Source organism: Nitratireductor lacus, from assembly GCF_056431025.1.
Genome location: NZ_JBWKMB010000010.1, coordinates 92,633 through 110,035 on the forward strand (window position 1 = coordinate 92,633; position 17,403 = coordinate 110,035).

19 protein-coding genes are annotated in these 17,403 nt (G+C 62.2%); 9 read left to right on the top strand and 10 right to left on the bottom strand.

Annotated elements, in window-relative coordinates; translation table 11 throughout:
- Window position 1 precedes the first annotated feature (1 nt).
- The 4 genes from AC07E3_RS10430 to AC07E3_RS10445 form a co-directional block, all read right to left on the bottom strand.
- Window positions 2-1,288: a cytochrome b gene (locus AC07E3_RS10430; protein ID WP_065815458.1), complete on the bottom strand. Its 1,287-nt coding sequence runs from the start codon at window positions 1,286-1,288 to the stop codon at window positions 2-4.
- A gap of 23 nt (window positions 1,289-1,311) precedes the next feature.
- Window positions 1,312-1,875: a ubiquinol-cytochrome c reductase iron-sulfur subunit gene (gene petA, locus AC07E3_RS10435; protein WP_065815459.1), complete on the bottom strand. Its 564-nt coding sequence runs from the start codon at window positions 1,873-1,875 to the stop codon at window positions 1,312-1,314.
- A gap of 270 nt (window positions 1,876-2,145) precedes the next feature.
- Window positions 2,146-2,901 carry a class I SAM-dependent methyltransferase gene (locus AC07E3_RS10440; protein WP_478361716.1) on the bottom strand — a complete coding sequence of 252 codons (756 nt, stop codon included), beginning with the start codon at window positions 2,899-2,901 and terminating at the stop codon, window positions 2,146-2,148.
- A gap of 97 nt (window positions 2,902-2,998) precedes the next feature.
- Window positions 2,999-3,316, bottom strand: a complete 318-nt coding sequence (locus AC07E3_RS10445; protein WP_322338654.1) for a DUF6665 family protein — start codon at window positions 3,314-3,316, stop codon at window positions 2,999-3,001.
- Window positions 3,317-3,408: 92 nt separating this feature from the next.
- On the opposite strand from AC07E3_RS10445, the gene AC07E3_RS10450 reads away from it, so the two are divergent.
- On the top strand, window positions 3,409-4,041 hold the full coding sequence (locus AC07E3_RS10450; protein ID WP_478361718.1) for a LysE family translocator: 633 nt from the start codon (window positions 3,409-3,411) through the stop codon (window positions 4,039-4,041).
- 7 nt (window positions 4,042-4,048) lie between these two features.
- Here AC07E3_RS10450 and AC07E3_RS10455 read toward each other — a convergent pair whose 3' ends face one another.
- Both AC07E3_RS10455 and hemF read right to left on the bottom strand, forming a co-directional pair.
- A complete protein-coding gene (locus AC07E3_RS10455) occupies window positions 4,049-4,930 on the bottom strand; it encodes an EamA family transporter (RefSeq protein WP_223006005.1) in 882 nt (293 codons plus the stop codon).
- 119 nt (window positions 4,931-5,049) lie between these two features.
- Complete coding sequence (gene hemF, locus AC07E3_RS10460) at window positions 5,050-5,964, bottom strand: oxygen-dependent coproporphyrinogen oxidase (RefSeq protein WP_478361721.1); 915 nt, start codon at window positions 5,962-5,964, stop codon at window positions 5,050-5,052.
- Window positions 5,965-6,083: 119 nt separating this feature from the next.
- Here hemF and AC07E3_RS10465 point away from each other — a divergent pair, with 119 nt between their 5' ends.
- Entirely contained in the window at window positions 6,084-6,341 is a 258-nt protein-coding gene (locus tag AC07E3_RS10465; protein ID WP_007008755.1) for a hypothetical protein, read from the top strand.
- Between the two features lie 252 nt (window positions 6,342-6,593).
- On the opposite strand, the gene AC07E3_RS10470 is transcribed toward AC07E3_RS10465, so the two are convergent.
- Entirely contained in the window at window positions 6,594-7,040 is a 447-nt protein-coding gene (locus AC07E3_RS10470) for a tRNA (cytidine(34)-2'-O)-methyltransferase (protein WP_478361723.1), read from the bottom strand.
- A 297-nt stretch (window positions 7,041-7,337) separates the two neighbouring features.
- Here AC07E3_RS10470 and AC07E3_RS10475 point away from each other — a divergent pair, with 297 nt between their 5' ends.
- The 6 genes from AC07E3_RS10475 (at window position 7,338) to AC07E3_RS10500 (ending at window position 13,609) form a co-directional block, all read left to right on the top strand.
- Entirely contained in the window at window positions 7,338-7,592 is a 255-nt protein-coding gene (locus AC07E3_RS10475) for a hypothetical protein (protein WP_065815465.1), read from the top strand.
- Window positions 7,593-8,353: 761 nt separating this feature from the next.
- Window positions 8,354-10,201: an ABC transporter ATP-binding protein gene (locus AC07E3_RS10480; protein WP_478361726.1), complete on the top strand. Its 1,848-nt coding sequence runs from the start codon at window positions 8,354-8,356 to the stop codon at window positions 10,199-10,201.
- Complete coding sequence (locus AC07E3_RS10485) at window positions 10,198-12,084, top strand: ABC transporter ATP-binding protein (protein ID WP_478361728.1); 1,887 nt, start codon at window positions 10,198-10,200, stop codon at window positions 12,082-12,084. Before AC07E3_RS10480 ends, AC07E3_RS10485 begins: the two co-directional genes overlap by 4 nt.
- 121 nt (window positions 12,085-12,205) lie before the next feature.
- The gene (locus tag AC07E3_RS10490; protein WP_336069694.1) at window positions 12,206-12,403 is read left to right on the top strand and encodes a hypothetical protein; all 198 of its coding nucleotides are present in this window, start codon (window positions 12,206-12,208) and stop codon (window positions 12,401-12,403) included.
- 9 nt (window positions 12,404-12,412) lie between these two features.
- On the top strand, window positions 12,413-13,303 hold the full coding sequence (locus AC07E3_RS10495; protein ID WP_478361731.1) for a LysR substrate-binding domain-containing protein: 891 nt from the start codon (window positions 12,413-12,415) through the stop codon (window positions 13,301-13,303).
- Window positions 13,304-13,423: 120 nt separating this feature from the next.
- Window positions 13,424-13,609 (top strand): DUF1059 domain-containing protein, encoded by a 186-nt coding sequence (locus AC07E3_RS10500; protein WP_007008748.1) that lies wholly within the window; start codon window positions 13,424-13,426, stop codon window positions 13,607-13,609.
- 23 nt (window positions 13,610-13,632) lie between these two features.
- On the opposite strand, the gene AC07E3_RS10505 is transcribed toward AC07E3_RS10500, so the two are convergent.
- Genes AC07E3_RS10505 through AC07E3_RS10515 form a run of 3 tightly spaced genes read right to left on the bottom strand, consistent with a single transcriptional unit; the run spans window position 13,633 to window position 16,147 of the window.
- On the bottom strand, window positions 13,633-14,901 hold the full coding sequence (locus AC07E3_RS10505; protein ID WP_478361733.1) for a CCA tRNA nucleotidyltransferase: 1,269 nt from the start codon (window positions 14,899-14,901) through the stop codon (window positions 13,633-13,635).
- Window positions 14,901-15,539 (bottom strand): CoA pyrophosphatase, encoded by a 639-nt coding sequence (locus AC07E3_RS10510; protein ID WP_478361735.1) that lies wholly within the window; start codon window positions 15,537-15,539, stop codon window positions 14,901-14,903. Before AC07E3_RS10510 ends, AC07E3_RS10505 begins: the two co-directional genes overlap by 1 nt.
- Window positions 15,536-16,147, bottom strand: coding sequence for a DUF1285 domain-containing protein (locus AC07E3_RS10515; protein ID WP_478361737.1), 612 nt, complete (start codon window positions 16,145-16,147; stop codon window positions 15,536-15,538). The genes AC07E3_RS10510 and AC07E3_RS10515 overlap by 4 nt, the downstream gene beginning before the upstream one ends.
- A 209-nt stretch (window positions 16,148-16,356) precedes the next feature.
- Here AC07E3_RS10515 and AC07E3_RS10520 point away from each other — a divergent pair, with 209 nt between their 5' ends.
- Window positions 16,357-17,379 (top strand): AAA family ATPase, encoded by a 1,023-nt coding sequence (locus AC07E3_RS10520; protein ID WP_090327334.1) that lies wholly within the window; start codon window positions 16,357-16,359, stop codon window positions 17,377-17,379.
- The last annotated feature ends 24 nt before the right edge of the window (window positions 17,380-17,403 follow it).

Consider the following 17,403-nt stretch of genomic DNA (forward strand, 5'->3'; position numbering starts at 1 on the left):
CTCAGCCCTTTGCCTGTTCAGTGGCCGGTGCGCCGGCTGAAGACTTCTTCTCCAGCACTGCTTCCGTGATGGAATTGGGCAGGCGGCGCGGCTTTTCCACCAGGCCGAGAACCGGCATGATCACGATAAAGAAGGCGAAGTAGTAAAGCGTCGCCCCCTGAGCCATCGCCACATAGGTGCCTTCCGCCGGGCGAGAGCCGAGCCAGCCCAGGAAGATCGCGTTCACGACGAAGAGCCAGAAGAACAGCTTGAACCACGGACGGTAGACCGCAGAACGAACCTTCGAGGTATCGAGCCAGGGCACGACGAACAGGACCGCAATGGCGCCGAACATGGCCAGAACACCACCGAGCTTCGAATCGATCGGGCCGATGTTGAAGGTGATGGCACGCAGGATCGCGTAGAACGGCAGGAAGTACCATTCGGGCACGATGTGCGCCGGCGTCTTCAGCGCGTCAGCCTCGATATAGTTGTCGGGGTGACCCAGGAAATTCGGGATGTAGAAGACAAAGTAGGCGAACAGGGCCAGGAACACGACCATGGCGAACGCGTCCTTGACGGTCGCATAGGGCGTGAAGGCCACGGTATCGGTCTTCTGCTTCACCTCGATGCCGGTCGGGTTGGTCTGACCGGTCACGTGCAGCGCCCAGACATGGAGCACGACAACGCCGGCGATCATGAAGGGCAGAAGATAGTGCAGCGAGAAGAAGCGGTTGAGTGTCGGGTTATCGACCGCGAAACCGCCAAGCAGAAGCTGCTGGATCCAGTCACCCACCAGAGGAATGGCGGTGAAGAAGCCGGTGATGACCGTCGCACCCCAGAAGCTCATCTGGCCCCAGGGAAGCACGTAGCCCATGAAGGCCGTCGCCATCATCAGGAGATAGATGATGCAGCCGAGAATCCAGAGCATCTCGCGCGGCGCCTTGTAGGAACCGTAATAGAGACCACGGAAGATGTGCACATAGACGGCGATGAAGAACATCGACGCGCCATTGGAGTGCAGGTAACGCAACAGCCAGCCGGAGTTGACGTCGCGCATGATCTTCTCGACCGAGTTGAAGGCCACCTCGGTGTTGGCTGCGTAATGCATGGCCAGCACGATGCCGGTCACGATCTGCGCCACCAGCATCAGCGACAGGATGCCGCCGAACGTGTAGGCGTAGTTGAGGTTGCGTGGCACCGGATAGGCCACGAAAGAATCATAGACCAGACGCGGAAGCGGCAAACGCGCATCCATCCAGCGGCCAATGCCGCTCTTGGGCGTATAGGTCGAATGTCCAGCGCTCATAGAAAATCCCCTCTCGCCGAGCCTTAGCCGACCTGAATGACGGTGTCGGACACGAATTCGAATGTCGGAACCGCAAGGTTTTCCGGAGCCGGGCCTTTGCGGATACGGCCGGCAGTGTCGTAGTGCGAACCGTGGCACGGGCAGAACCAGCCGCCGAAATCGCCGGCCTGGCCAAGCGGCACACAGCCCAGATGCGTGCAGACGCCGATCATCACCAGCCAGTTTTCCTTGCCCTCGCCCGCAGAACGGTCGATGTCGGTGGCAGGTGCGTCGGCGGCGATGTTGGCATTGCGCGCCACGGGATCCTTCAGATCCTCCAGTGCGACAGCCCGCGCTTCCTCGATTTCCTTATCCGTCCGGTTGCGGATGAACACAGGCCGGCCGCGCCACTTGACGGTCAGGGACATGCCGGGCTCGACGCCGGACACATCGACCTGGATTGACGCCAGCGCGCGGGTGGATGCATCGGGCCGCATCTGGTCGATGAACGGCCATGCAACACCAGCCGCACCGACGGCACCGGCAACGCCTGTTGCGACGTAAAGAAAGTCACGCCTTGTATGTTCGGTCGAATCGGTAGCGCTCACGGGACTGCGATCCTTTCACCTTGAGTCGGCCGGTCGGGACGCCTCATTGCACTTTGAACCCAAGCAAACTCCTGCGCATGACAGGAACTGCCCGGTTCTACCCCCGGCATTTTTCGATGGTTTCTATGCGCCACGCAGGAACTTGTCCAGACGGGGGCGGCCTTACAGGGCAGATTGTCGCGGGGAAAACACCGTGAATAAAGATGACTTAAAAAGTCCTATTTTTCAACGATGCTGCTTCAGCGATGATTTCTGCACGATCTTCATCAATCAAAGCGGCGCGAGTGCCTCGAAGGTGAAGATGGAAGCGCCCGGCTCCAAAGCGCTGTCGGCCCGATAGTCGGCATAGACACCAACCTCCGTAAAGCCGGCGGAGCGCAATGCCAGCTCAAACTCCAGGAGCCCCCAGAGCCGCAGGTGAAAAAGCTGGATCTCGCTGGCCACGAGACGGCCTTCGCGCCAATGCTCGTAACGCAGTTGCGAAAGCGTGGTCTGACGCTGGAAACAGGTCTCCACCCGGCTTTCGACCAATGTGAGAAGGTCGTCCCCCGCCTGCCAGTGCCGTGCCGCGAGCGCGGTGTCGGCAAGGCATGCCAGTGCATCGAGATCGAGGATCAGCCGGCCGCCAGGCTCAAGCGCACCGCGGAAACGCTCAAGCACCGCAAGCGCCTGGCGCGGTTCCGTGATCAGCTGGAAGGAACCCGCGGGAATGATGATGGCATCGAAGCGCGTTTCGCAATCGAAATTCTCAAAGCGTGCGATGTCGACAGGTGACGGCAGGCCACGCGCTTCGCACTCGCTGCGACAGTAGGCCACCATCTCTTCGGAGGCATCGAAACCGCGTATATCGAACCCGGCCTCAAGAAGCGGGATGAGAACACGTCCATTGCCGGCGGCAGGCTCGAGCACCGGACCGGTGCAGCCCGCCAGGCGGTCACGATAGAACTCAATATCCCCGAAAGAGCGGCCTATCGGTTTGTCGAGATGATAAACCCACGAGGCCAGCGTGCCGTAAGCGTTTTCCATGGCGCTGTCTTTCCTGTCTGCCATTGCTGGCAGGCCAGTGCCACGAACCCCTGACGGCAGCAAGCGGGCCAGACCGAAACATCCAGCAGGCCAGCGCTCAGCGTGCACCGAGCCGGGCCAGAACCCTGCCGGGAATGGAAAGATCGGCAATGACATCATCATGCCTGCGCAGGCCGCATAGCTCACGCTGGATAAAATAGCCGTGGACCGCATCAGCAGCGGCATGGAGACGGCGTTCGACCTCCTGACTGTCGGCCGGATCCGCCGCCGCCAGACGCAAGAGCGCCTTCTCGACGCGGCGACCGGCATGACCGAGCGACGAAGCCTGCTCGGCCACGATCTCATGCTGCAGCACCGTGTCGCCGCTGAGAGGATGGGGCACGAGGCCGGTCACGGAACCGGGAAGTCTCAGCATGGCAGAACCCGTTTTCTATCGCTCGACAATCAGAAGCCTAGCCCTGTATTGTGGCGCGCATCGAAGCCATCTTCAACGGCGGGACACCAACGATGACGCTGATCGAGCTTGGAACCTTCACACTGGTTGCCGCACTGCTTGTCATGTCGCCGGGTCCAAACGGCGTGCTGATCGCCAAGACCGTGCCAACCTCGGGCAAGGCGGCGGGCTTCGCCAACATCGCCGGCTTCTTCGCAGCCTTCTACGTCCATGGCGCGCTGTCTATCCTCGGCATTTCGATCATTCTGGTACAATCGGCGCAGCTCTTCTTCGTCGTGAAAATGCTGGGCGCAGCCTATCTCTGCTATATCGGCCTGAAGGCGCTTTGGCAGGCCTGGCGCGGCTTTTCGGCACCGCTTGCCGTCTCGCCGGCGAAGCGCCGGCGCACGCTGGAGCGTGCCGCGCTCGAAGGGTTTCTCACCAATGCGCTCAACCCCAAGGTTTCGATGTTTTATCTTGCGGCGTTTCCGCAGTTCATCCCGGCCAATGCCGATGCCACGTTGTGGGCCTTCGCCCTGGTGGTGATCCACTCGCTCCTGAACATTTTTTGGTTTTCGTCGCTCGTGCTCCTGTTCTCAAGCTTCAAAACGCTCGGCAGCAGCGCCCTCATGCAGCGCTGGCTGAAAGCGCTGACGGGCACGGTGTTCATCGGCTTCGGGCTGAAACTGGCGACCATGCGTCCATAATATCCCCTCAGGCCGCACCCACCTCGGCAAGTGGTGCGCGCTTCCTGACCAGCGTCAGCATGAGCCCGGCAAGAACGAGCGCTGCGGCCGCCATGCGCAGCGGGCCGAAGGTTTCGCCAAGGAACAGTGCGGACGAGCTCATGCCGAAAATCGGTACGAGCAGGGAGAATGGCGCGATCCTTCCGGCACCGTAGGTTCCGATCAGCATTCCCCAGACAGCGAAGCCGAAGATCGTCGCGCCATAAGCGATGTAGAGAACCGCACCCACGCCTGCCCAGGAGACGCTGGACAGCGCGGCCATATCCGCCTCCCAGCCTTCTATCATGAGAGAAAGGGCAAACAGCGGGATCGGCGGGATGAGGCTCACATGGACCATCAGGCGAAACATGTCGACCTTGCCGGCCTGTTTCATCAGAAGGTTGGAAATCGCCCACATGAAGGCGGCAGCGATCGCCAGCGCCAGCCCCGTGATGGTTATGCTTCCATCCACGGTCAGCGCGATCAGCGCGATCCCGCAAAAGGCGACGAAAATACCAAGAAGCTGCATGCGCGTCGGTCGCTCGGCAAGCACGAACGCAGCAAGCATGATGGTGAAAAACGCCTGCGACTGAAGCACGAGCGAAGAAAGGCCGGCGGAAAGACCCACATGCATGCTCCAGAACAGGAGCGTGAACTTGACGATGCCCAGCACGACGGCAATGGCAATCACATAGCGCCAGGCGATCGCCGGCCTGGGCACGAAAAAGGCAAGCGGCAAGGCCGCCGCCGTGAACCGCAAGGCAGAGAAAAGAATCGGCGGAAAGTTGTCGATGCCGACCTTGATCACCACGAAATTGAACCCCCAGACGGCAGTCACGAGAAGCGCCAGCAGAATATGGGGCAATTTCATGCGGATGGTCCTCGGACGGGTAGAAGGGGATACCTCGCTAAAGACCCCACCCCGTCCGGGACTTTCAAATCAAAAAGAACGCCCCTTATCCATCAGCGAAATTGATCGCCGTACCGGCCTTAAGGCCATTTCACCTCGGGCGGCAGGCTGGAGAGGATGGAATTGACATTGCCGCCGGTCTTGAGGCCGAAGATCGTGCCCCGGTCGTAGAGCAGGTTGAACTCCACATAGCGGCCGCGCCGCACCAGTTGCTCCTCGCGGTCGGCCTCGGTCCAGTTTGTGTTGAAGTTCTTGCGCACCAGATGCGGATAGACGACCGCGAAGGCGCGGCCCACATCACGCGTGAAATCGAAATCGGCCTGCCAGCCGCCCTTTTCCTCCGGCGAGCGCAGCCAGTCGTAGAATATGCCGCCGATGCCGCGCGGCTCCTGGCGGTGCGGCAGGTAGAAATACTCGTCGCACCAGGCCTTGTACTTTTCGTAGTCGACAATGGCCGCGTGACGATCGCAGACGAAACGCATGGCCCTGTGAAAGGCCTCCGTATCCGCGTCTTCCTGCGTGCGGCGACGGTCGAGGACCGGAGTCAGATCGGCGCCGCCTCCGAACCACTGACTGGTGGTGACGACCATGCGAGTGTTCATGTGGACGGCCGGCACATGCGGGTTCTGCGGGTGGGCGATCAGCGAAATGCCCGATGCCCAGAAACTCGGATCGCGATCCGCGCCCGGTATCTGCTTGCGAAAGTCCGGCGAAAATTCGCCATGGACGGTGGAAACGTGAATGCCGACTTTTTCAAAGACCCGGCCGTGCATGACAGACATGACGCCGCCGCCGCCCTCGCCGCCATCGCGCTTCCAGGGGGTGCGCTCGAAGCGGCCGGGCGTGCGCGTTGAAAGCGGGCCTGTCAGCGCGTCTTCAAGATCCTCGAAGGCTGCGCAAAGCCTGTCGCGCAGCTCCTCGAACCAGCTGCGCGCAGCCGCTTTCTTGTCTTCGATGTTGTCCGGCAGGCCGGCGGGGAGTTCTGGTCGTTCCATCGTCTTTCCTCTGGCCCGATCCTACGCGACGGTGCGGCAGGCGGACAGTCCTACAAATGACTCGCAATTTTCAACCGCGTTGCCTAAGCTTCTTATCCATCGGGTCAAGGAGTTCTTTCGTGCGTGTGCCCGCAAAACCACCGCTGGAGGGGCTGAAACGCAGCCTCGACAAGCATCGCGCAAGGGCAAGCCGCCTGCCGCGCGATGGGTTTCTGCGGGAGAGTTTTGCCCTGCCCCGCGCACAGGCCCGCGAAAAGGCCCGCGAATGGCTGGAGCGCTGGCCCAAGCAAGCCTACTGGACGGAGATCGAAAGCTGGTGCGAACGCCCCGGCGACGTGATTGAGTTCACCATGCGCCGATTACCGAGCGCCGACTGAGAAGCCTCCCCTCGGACACATCGCCCTTCAGGACCCTTCTCGACGCCACACGACATAGCTTGACTTAAAGTTCACTTGAACTTTTAGGCATCCCTTTCCCTGACAGAGGAAAGAGACGAGATGCCGCCCCACGACACTGACACCCGCACGCCGGGTCACCGTGCGTCCACCCGGGCGCATAATGAACGATCCACACCCTTGGCGGAGCATCGGAGCCGCCGAAAACCGGATTCCACGTTCCCGTTCGATGCGCTAGCGCAACTGCCGCAGCACCTCACCGGCGGCCATGGCCGCACTCATGGCAAGGTTGAGACTGCGCGCGCCTTCCTGCATCGGGATGAGCAGGCGGGCGTCGGCGGCGTCATGGACGCAGGCCGGCGCACCGACCGATTCCCGTCCGAAAAGAAGGATGTCGCCATCGGCATAGGAAAAATCGGTGTAGCGCGTCTCAGCTCTGGTGGTGAAGAGAAGGAGACGGCGCCCTTCTCCCCGGCTCCAGCGCGCGAAGGCCTCCCACGAAGCGTGGCGCACAAGCGCGGCGCGCTCGAGATAGTCCATGCCGGCCCGCTTCAGGTTCCGGTCGGACAGGTCGAAGCCCGCCGGCTCGATCAGGTCGACGGTGAAGCCGAGGCAGGCGGCAAGACGGAGTATGGCCCCGGTATTTCCGGGAATGTCTGGCTGGTAGAGCGCGATACGCATCTGGCTGTGTCTCTCGACATGGCTGGCTGTGGCTTTCCGGTCACACTCCCCAGCGGGAAAACGGAATTGCACGAAAGTGGTTGGCAAGTTGCTGCAACTGTGAGTATAAGCCCATCATTGTCAACGCGAACCGAAGGAGAAAAGCATGGATACGCTTCGACATTGCATGACTTGGCTCCACGCCTTTGGCCCGAAGGCCTGACGGCGGACTCGGTTCGGCACGCTTCCACTGATCTTTCAGACAGCTACGCATCGCAGTCCGTCGGGATTACTCCCCGCTCTTCCAGGACGTTCGCGATGCACAACCGTTTCCCCCGGCGGCCCTTCGGCCGCAACAACGACTTTGTCGTTCCGCAAATAGAACCAACCCGCCCGACCCTGCAGGATCGCAGGCTTGAGGCATGGGCGCTGACGATCGGCGCGACAACAATGCCCGATCAGGAGCCCCATCAACGGCGGCCACATCGCGGTCAGCTTCCAGACGTGGACATGAAATATGCCACGCCGGAGCGCCCCGCACTGTGGACGATGCTGCGGAAGCTGTTCCAATGAGGGAGCTTTCCGCCCACGAACATTCGTTAACCCCCGTCCCGCAGCGCTGCGGGACGGGACAGAATGCGCATGTTTTTCTACAACCCTCAATGGTTGCCGCGCACACAGGCGCTCTGGTCAAATCCGACCGCTGTCGCTATAAGGTGCGTCCCATCAACGAAAACCGCTGGAGGCGGCAATGGACATCAAGATGCTTACCTCCTTCGCCGGCCTGCGCCCGTGGACCACGGCGCCGTACCAGGCCTGACGGCGGGTTTCGTTCTTCAGCTTTTTCACGACAGGCAAAGCAGCAAACGAGCGAATCCGCCGACCGTTTCTTCCGGTTGACACAATGGATTTGCATCATGACTGCACGCTTTCCCAACGGGGGCATCACGCCCCGCACGACAAGTTTCGCCAAAGCCGACCCGGCCGCCTCCGCGCTGCAGCGTGGAAATGACACCGCTCCTGCCACATCGCTTTCAGGAGCCTTCAAGGCCGCTCTCGGCAAGCCCGCGGATCCGCCGCATAATCAAGCCCTGAAAAAGGGCGGTGCCGGGCAACCAACACTGTCGCGCGCCGGCCCCTTGAAGGGACCGGGGAAGACGCGAACGAACAGCCCCGCGGCATCCGTGCCGCGCAAGGGCCATCGATAGCCGAAAGGCACCGCTTTTCCGCCAGCCGCCGCCCGCGGAAAAGCAAATGTAAAACAGACAATTAACCCGCAAACGTGAATCAAGACATCACGTTTGCGGGAACAAGAATGAAAGACGCCTGAGACAATGTTTCAATGGTTCGAACGAAGACTTGAGCCTTTCCCCGCGGAGGAGCCGCAGGAACCGCCCCGCACGTTCTTCGCCTTCTGCCTGCATTTTACGAAGGGCGCATGGCCCTATGTGCTGCTGGGCACGTTTCTCGTGGCGGCCATCGCGCTCGCCGAGGTCTGGATGTTTGCCTTCCTGGGCGACATTGTCGACTGGCTGTCGGGGCGCGACCCGGCCACATTCCTGGACGAGGAAGGGCTGCGCCTTATCGGCATGGCGGGCTTCATCCTTCTGATCCTGCCGGGGCTGATCCTGCTTACCGGCCTCAACAACCACCAGATTCTGATGGGCAACTACCCCATGCGCGTCCGCTGGCAGGTGCATCGCTATCTGCTCAAGCAGTCGATGAACTTCTATCAGGACGAGTTCGCCGGCCGCATCGCCACCAAGCTGATGCAGACGGCGCTGGCAGTGCGCGAATGCGTGGTCAAGACCTTCGACGTCTTCAACTATGTTGTGATCTATTTCGTCGGAATCCTGTTTTTGACCGCCTCTGCCGACTGGCGCCTGTCACTCCCGATCCTCTTCTGGCTCGGTGGTTACATCGCCCTGATGGTCTACTTCATCCCGCGCCTTGGCAAGGTTGCCGAGAAGCAGGCCGATGCGCGCTCGGTCATGACCGGGCGCGTGGTGGACAGCTACACCAACATCCAGACGGTGAAGCTGTTCTCTCACGCGCAGCGCGAGGCCGGCTACGCGCGCGACGGCATGAACGGTTTTCTCCAGACCGTCTACACCCAGTTCCGGTATGTCACGAGCCTTTACGGGCTTCTCTATTTCCTGAACTCGGCGTGCCTTGTGGGCGTGGGCTATCTGTCGATCAGTCTCTGGATCGCCGGGGAAATTTCCGTTGGCGCGGTCGCGGTCGCCATTGGCCTCGTTCTGCGTCTCTGGAACATGTCGCAGTGGATCATGTGGGAACTAACGGGGCTGTTCGAGAATGTCGGCACCGTGCAGGACGGCATCAGTTCGATCTCGCTGCCGAGGCTGGTCGAAGACAGGCCCGGCGCAAAAGCGCTTGCGGTGCCCGAAGGCCGGATCGAGTTCGACGGAATCGGCTTTCACTACGGCAAGAAAGGCGGTGTGATCGAGGATCTGTCACTGACCATCAAACCTGGCGAAAAGGTCGGGCTGGTCGGACGCTCGGGCGCCGGCAAGTCGACGCTGGTCAACCTGCTCTTGCGTTTCTACGACCTGGAGCGTGGCCGCATCGTGATTGACGGGCAGGACATTGCCGGGGTCACGCAGGATTCGCTGCGTGCCGAGATCAGCATGGTGACTCAGGACACCTCCCTGCTTCACCGCTCGGTGCGCGACAACATCCTCTATGGCCGCCCCGATGCAACCGAGGAGATGATGCTGGAAGCAGCCAGGCGCGCGGAGGCGATGGGCTTCATCGGCGGGCTGAGCGACCCGAAGGGCCGCAGGGGCTTCGATGCCCATGTGGGCGAGCGGGGCGTAAAACTCTCCGGTGGCCAGCGCCAGCGCATTGCCATCGCCCGCGTCATGCTGAAGGATGCACCGATCCTCATTCTCGACGAGGCGACCTCGGCGCTCGATTCGGAAGTCGAGGCGGCAATCCAGGAGAATCTCTATCGCCTGATGGAGGGCAAGACGGTGATCGCAATCGCTCACCGGCTCTCCACCATCGCCGCCATGGACCGCCTCGTGGTGATGGACAGAGGCCGGATCGTCGAGGAAGGCACGCATGACGAGCTGGTGGCCGCCGGCGGGCTTTATGCGGGCCTCTGGCAGCGCCAGTCCGGCGGGTTCCTCGATCTGGAAGTGAGTGAGGCAGCAGAATGAACGAAGACGAGAAAAGCAGAGAACCGCCCAGATCGGAAAGCCTCTGGCGCAGTGTCGAAGGGGTCATCGACCCCTTCGGCGACACCGGGCGCTCCGTGCTGCCGGTCAAGGCGCATGAGTTCATCCTGTTCTTCGCCCGACAGGCCAAATGGCCCTTTATCCTGCTTCTGATTGCCGGCGGCCTGATGGGCGCCGTCGACGCAGGACTTTACTGGGCTCTCGGCTGGCTGATCGATCTTCTGGATTCTTCCTCGCCGCAGACACTGATCGCCGAGCACTGGGAAAAACTCGCGGCCTTTCTCGTGCTGCTCCTGGTGATCCGCGCGGTGGTGATCATCGGCAACACGATCCTTGAAGAGCAGGTCATCGCGCCGGCCTTCTATCAGCGTGTGCGCTGGCAGGCGTTCCGCCGCGTGATCGAACAGCCCTACGAATTCTATCAGAACGACTTTGCAGGCCGCATCGCCACCAAGATTCTCCAGGGCGGCGAGGCGACCGGTGATTTCATCATCAACGTTCTGCAGACCATGTGGAGCTTCCTCACCTTCGTGGTGCTGGCAGCCTCCATCCTGACCGTACTCGACCCGTTCATGGGACTGGTGGTCCTGCTGTGGCTGGTGGCCTATGTGGCGATTGCCCGCTATCTGCTGCCTCCGCTGCGGCGGGCAGGCCGCCGCACGGCGGACCAGCGTTCGATCCTCAACGGGCGCATGGTGGACGCTTTTACAAACATTCTGGCGGTCAAGCTGTTCGACAGCGGGCAGCGCGAGCACTCCTATGTGCGCGAGGGCATGGCGCATTTCCTGAGCGCCGTGCAGACACTGACGCGCGCCATCACCCGTGTGCGCGTGACGGTTGCCATCGTCAACGGCTTCATGATGGCGGCGATCTTCGTTCTTGCCGTGTCCCGCTGGCTGGACAGCGCCATCACCACCGGTGAGATCGCGGCCGCGATGGGCCTTGTCTTCCGTCTCAACCAGATGTCGGGCTGGATGATGTTCAACATCAACGGACTGATCCGCAATTACGCGACCGTACAGGATTCCACCACGGTGGTTTCGGTCGAGCCGGCAATCCGCGATGCGGAGGACGCGCTGGAAATGGAGCGTGCGAAAGGCGATATCCGTTTCGACAACGTCACGTTCAATCACGGCAAGGAAAGCGGCATCATCAAGGGGCTTGACCTGCACATCAAGCCGGGCGAGCGGGTCGCGCTGGTCGGACCTTCGGGCGCCGGCAAGACCACGATCGTGAACCTGATGCTGCGGCTTTTCGAGGCCGAGCATGGAAAAATCCTGCTCGACGGGCAGGACATCACGCAGCTGACACAGGCCTCGCTGCGCGCCCAGTTCGGCGTGGTGAGCCAGGAGCCCATGCTGATGCACCGTTCGATCCGCGACAACATCGCCTATGGCCGGGGCAAGGCCACCGACGAGGAGATTGTCGCCGCGGCGAAGCGCGCCTCGGCCCATGAGTTCATCCTCGACGTGTCGGACCCGAAGGGCCGCACCGGCTATGATGCGGTGGTGGGCGAACGGGGCGTCAAGCTCTCCGGCGGCCAGCGCCAGCGCATCGCCATCGCCCGCATGATGCTGAAGAACGCGCCGATCCTCATCCTCGACGAGGCAACCTCGGCGCTCGATTCGGAGATCGAAGCGGTGATCCAGGAAAACCTCGAGCGGCTGATGGAGAACAAGACGGTGATCGCCGTGGCGCACCGTCTTTCCACCATCGCCGCGCTCGACCGGATCATCGTGCTGGACCAGGGTCGCATCGTGGAGGAAGGCTCCCATGAGGCGCTGGTGGAACGGGACGGGCTTTACGCCCAGCTCTGGAAGCGCCAGTCCGGCGGCTTTCTCGGCGGGAGGATGGCGGCGGAGTAGCCACTCCGGCAGGCGCAGGCGGCGGTGCGGTGAGCGTGACCGCCTCTCCGTTTGCCATCCGGCCGAGATTGCGCATGGGCAGATCCGCCAGCTCCCGCATCGACATCGCTCGAAGCGCCGGATGGGCCAGCGGATCGTCCTGCCATTCAGCTTCCTCCAGCGCTGTTCGAGCCTGCCGGTAACGGATGCTGAAAGCCTGAAATTTTATCCAGAAAAACTGTATCATTGCATTCCCTTTTGCGAGGAATGGAGTTTTCGACAGGCAAAATCACGCTATTTCCGCAGCTTTTCAATGGAGATTGCCTGCGGGATGTTTTAGAAAAACTATATGAAACATCTGCCGAGGGTTCATCTGAACGGACTGCGCACCGTGGAAGCGGTCGGGCGATGCGGCTCCCTGAGTGCCGCGGCTGAGGAGCTGGGCGTTTCGGTCGGAGCCGTAAGCCAGCAGGTCATCAAGACCGAGGCGCAGCTTGGCGCGGCGATCTTTGAACGGACGGGCCGCGGCATTCGTCCGACGACGCTCGGCCGGCAGTTTATCGAGCGGCTTGGCATCGGTTTTCACACGCTCGATGCGGCGGTCGCAATGACCCGGCATGACACGGATTCGATCCTGACGATTTCTGTGGCGCCGGTTTTCGCCTCCAAATGGCTGGTGCCGCGGCTCACGCGCTACACCAGGGCGCATCCGGAGACCAAGCTGCGGCTGGAAGCGGCCATCGGCCTGGCCCACCCCGACAGCACGGACATCGACCTCGCGATCCGCGTCGGAGAGGGAAACTGGCCGGGGGTGAAGGTGGAACACCTGCTGCCGCAGGAAGTGTTTCCCGTCTGCGCGCCCTCGATTGCCAAAGCGCTCGAAACGCCGGAAGACGTGCTCACCGCGCCGATCATCCGCGACGCCAATTCCAACATCGAATGGGATGTGTGGCTGAAACCGCTTGGCCTGGACGAACGGGACCTGGCGGAAGGCGATACGTTCACCGATGCCGCGCTCTGCCTCGATGCGGCGATTGCCGGCCAGGGCGTGATGCTCGCCTGGCACACGCTCGCCCATGATGCGCTCCGCGCCGGACAGCTTGTCGCCCCGTTCCGCGAGCGGGCGACAACACGCTTCAGCTACTGGCTGATCACCTCGCAGAACCGGCCGGAGCCCGCCAGAGTGCGTGACTTCAAGGTCTGGCTGCGAGACGAAATTGCGCAAATGCTGGCGGAATAACGGTTGTCCTTACGGTAACGCCTGCACGACAGGATCACGATTTTTGTCACCGGCAACCTCTCGCCCCATTCCGTGTTATAGTCTATGGCACGCATAAACTGAGAACAGGAGGACAGTCTCATGAAGGAATTTCATTGCGGCTCGCTCGTTCCAGGCTGCGAGTGGCACACACGCCACGAGGAGGAGGCGGAAGTCATCCGTCGGGCAGCCGAGCATATGCGCGAGGCCCACGGTGAAACCGTGATCCGCGAAAGCATGGTGGAGGCCATCCGCTCGCGCATCGCTGAATCCCGCAACGCGGCCTGACCATGCGTATCCCGCCGGCAATCTCAGCCGGCGGACGAGATCATTGCCGCGGCGCGCTCCAGCAGCGCGTCGCGTTTCAACGAGAAATCCGAGGCGATCCACTCCTCTTCCAGCCGGGCGAGCACCTCCCCGACCGCCTTTCCCTTTTCCAGACCGAGCTTTGCCAGATCGTTTCCGTTGACCGGGAATGAGGGCTTTTTCCATGCTTCGGCGAGCTTCATGAGACGGGTGTAGCCGGCAGCCTCCATCAGCGCCCTGTCATCCCCTGTTGCGCGCGCACGGGCGCTGACAAGAGCCAGCTTCAGACGCCATGAAAGACCTTTTGCATCAGCCCTGTAGGCAAGTTTCCTGAATCCGCTTTCGCTCACGTCCGCCGCCGGAAGCGGCGCGCCCGCCCAGCCCTCGAATGCGGCCCTTTCGGCGTTTGAGAGGCGCAGGCGTCTGCCGAGTTCGGCGATGCGGGGCTCGTGGGGCGGAATGATCGCGGCCAGCCGCAGAAGCGGGTCCGGCTGCCAGCCGAATGCCTGCTCGGCCTCGATCAGCGGGCCAATCGTGTCGATACCCCATTTTTCCGATTCCGGCAGGATTGTCGTCAGCACACCGGTCTGGCGCATCCACAGGAGCGCGCGTGAGGGGTCGGGCGCGGACAGGAGCTTCTTCAGTTCGGCCCAGACGCGCTCGGCAGACAGACGCTCCAGCCCGTCACGGTGACGCGCACAGGCCTTCAATCCCGCGGCATCGGGACGGCCCCGGCCATACCAGGCAAAGAAGCGGAAAAACCGCAGGATGCGCAGATAATCCTCGGTGATGCGCGTATCGGCATCGCCTATGAAGCGGAGTGTGCGGTTTTCCAGATCCGGCAAACCGCCAACCAGATCGACAATTTCGCCATCGGCGCGGGCGTAAAGCGCATTGATCGTGAAATCGCGCCGCTCCGCATCGCTGCGCCAGTCGCGTCCGAAGGTGACGCTGGCGTGGCGGCCATCGGTTTCCACATCGGCCCGCAGTGTCGTCACCTCCCATGCGCGACCGTCGGCGATCACCGTGACGGTGCCGTGATCGATGCCGGTGGGCGCGGTGCGGAAGCCGGCGCTGCGTGCGCGGCGCACGGTCTCACCCGGCTCCGTGGTGGTGGCAATGTCGATGTCGGTCACGGTCTGGCCAAGCAGCGTGTTGCGGACCGCGCCGCCGACGATGCGCGCTTCCTCGCCATCGGTGGAAAGAGCGGCAAGCAGCGTCTGGAGCTTTTCGTCGGCCAGCCATTTCGAATCTGAAATCAACCGCTTGTCCATCAAGCATAAAGTCTTTCGTAAAGAGTGCGAATGATGCCCGCCGTGACGCCCCAGATGAAGCGGTCGCCGAATGGCATTGTGTAATAGAACCGCTCCTTCTCCTGCCACAGACGGCTCTCGCGCCGGTGGTTGGCAGGGTCCATCAGGAAGGCGAGCGGCACTTCGAAGGCGGCATCCACCTCATCCGGGTTGATGTGCAAATCGAAGCCCGGCTGCACGATGCCCAGCACCGGCGCGATGCGGTATCCGCTGCCGGTGGAATAATCAGGCATGCGGCCGACCACATCGACAGCACCCGGGAGAAGACCGATCTCCTCGTCCGCCTCGCGCAGCGCCGCCGCCTCTGGCGAAGCATCCTCCGGATCGATACGCCCGCCGGGGAAGGCAATCTGGCCGGAGTGACTGCGCAGCGCCTGCGTGCGCTGGGTCAGGATAACCGACGCACCGCCGGCGTGGTCGACAACCGGGATGAGCACCGCCGCATCCCGCAGACCCGGGCGCACGATCATCTCGCGCAGGTCGGGGTTCAGGCTGTGATCGCCGTAGTCCTGCGCGCCCGCAGGCCCCTGCTGGCGCGCCGCGCGGCGGCGAAACTCCTCGGCCGAAAACAGGGTTTTGGGCGGACGGGTCATGGTCATTGCGACAGCCTGTGCAGTTCGGCAACGGGCATCACGGGGAAGACGCAGCCGCGCGAGCGAATGGCGAACATCGCCTGCCCTTCGATCTCGATCTCTTCCCCCACTTCCACCAGGTCATACATGACGGACCGCGCCACCAGCGCCTCGAGCCGTCCGCGCACATGCAGATAGGGTTTCAGTCCGCCGGTTTCCGGCTGATCCACAAAACGCAGTTCATGGTCCGGCCCGGCTTCGACCACATCACCCACATTGGTGCGGAAAGTCAGCGCCTGCTCGTCGTCCTCCCCGGTCACAACCATCTCGACGGCAATAAATGGAGCATCCTCGACGCGGATGCCGACTTTTTCCACCGGAGTTACGAGATAGGTTTTGCCGTCCTCATCCTTGCGCAGAACGGAGGAGAAAAGCTGCACCAGAGCCGGGCGGCCTATGGGTGTCCCCATGTAAAACCAGGTGCCATCCGCCCTGATCTCCATGTCGAGATCGCCACAAAAGGCGGGGTTCCAGCGCTCCACGGGGGGCACGCCCTTGCCGGCGCGGGCAGCGCGGGCGATCAACGCCTCGAGACTGACAGCGTCTCCGGCCGATGCGAGACTTGATGTGCTCATGCTCTTTTCATTGTCCATGGTCACGAAATAGTCACTGTTGTTTCGCTTGTCAGCCTTGTTCAGTGTTTTAAATTTGCCAAAGGGACGTGACGGCACGAATCGCTTCATGCACGTGCCGCGTGATCCGTTACCGGCCCCGGAACGCTCCCCGAACGCTCCCGGGCCACATCGGGGCCACCCTGCGGGGCTTCAACAAGGATCGAGACGGCATGAGCATTGTTTCCAAAAACCAGATGCCGGGCGAGAAGCCCCTGAGCGACAAGGAGATGATCGCTGCGGCGGAGCGCGCGCTGGCCGACATCGCAAAAGTGCGAGAGGGCGTCGGCAGGGTCATTTTCGGTCAGGAAGCAGTGGTGGAACGCACGCTTGTGGCCATCCTCGCCGGAGGCCATGCACTGCTCGTCGGGGTGCCGGGGCTCGCCAAGACCAAACTGGTGGAAACGCTGGGCGTGGTTCTCGGCCTCGACGCACGGCGCATCCAGTTCACACCGGATCTGATGCCCTCGGACATTCTGGGTTCGGAAGTGATGGAGCAGGATGAGAAGGGCAAACGCTCCTTCCGCTTCCTGCCCGGCCCGATCTTCTCGCAGCTTCTGATGGCCGACGAGATCAACCGCGCCAGCCCGCGCACGCAGTCGGCGCTTTTGCAGTCGATGCAGGAATATCACGTGACCGTGGCCGGCCACCGGCATGACCTGCCCTCGCCCTTCCATGTGCTCGCAACGCAGAACCCGCTGGAGCAGGAAGGCACCTACCCGCTGCCGGAAGCCCAGCTCGACCGCTTTTTGATGCAGGTGGACATACTCTATCCCGAGATCGAGGCCGAACGGCGCATCCTTCTGGAGACAACGGGCGTGGATGAGGCCGAGGCGGAAAACACGCTCTCGCCGGAACGGCTGAAGGAAATCCAGATGCTGATCCGCCGCATGCCAGTGCCCGAAAGCGTGGTCGATGCGATTCTTCAACTGGTGCGCACGGCCAGACCCGGCGTCGGCAACCCCGACACCGACCGCCACGTGGCATGGGGCCCCGGCCCGCGCGCCAGCCAGGCACTAACGCTGTGCGCCCGTGCCCGCGCGCTCTATGATGGGCGGCTGGCACCCTCGGTGGACGATGTGCGGGCACTGGCAGAGCCCGTACTCCAGCATCGCATGGCGCTGACATTCGCAGCGCGCGCGGAGGGCATGACGGTGCGCGATGTGATCCGGCGTCTCGTAAAAGCGCTCGACTGATGGGCCTCGTGCTCCAGATAGGAT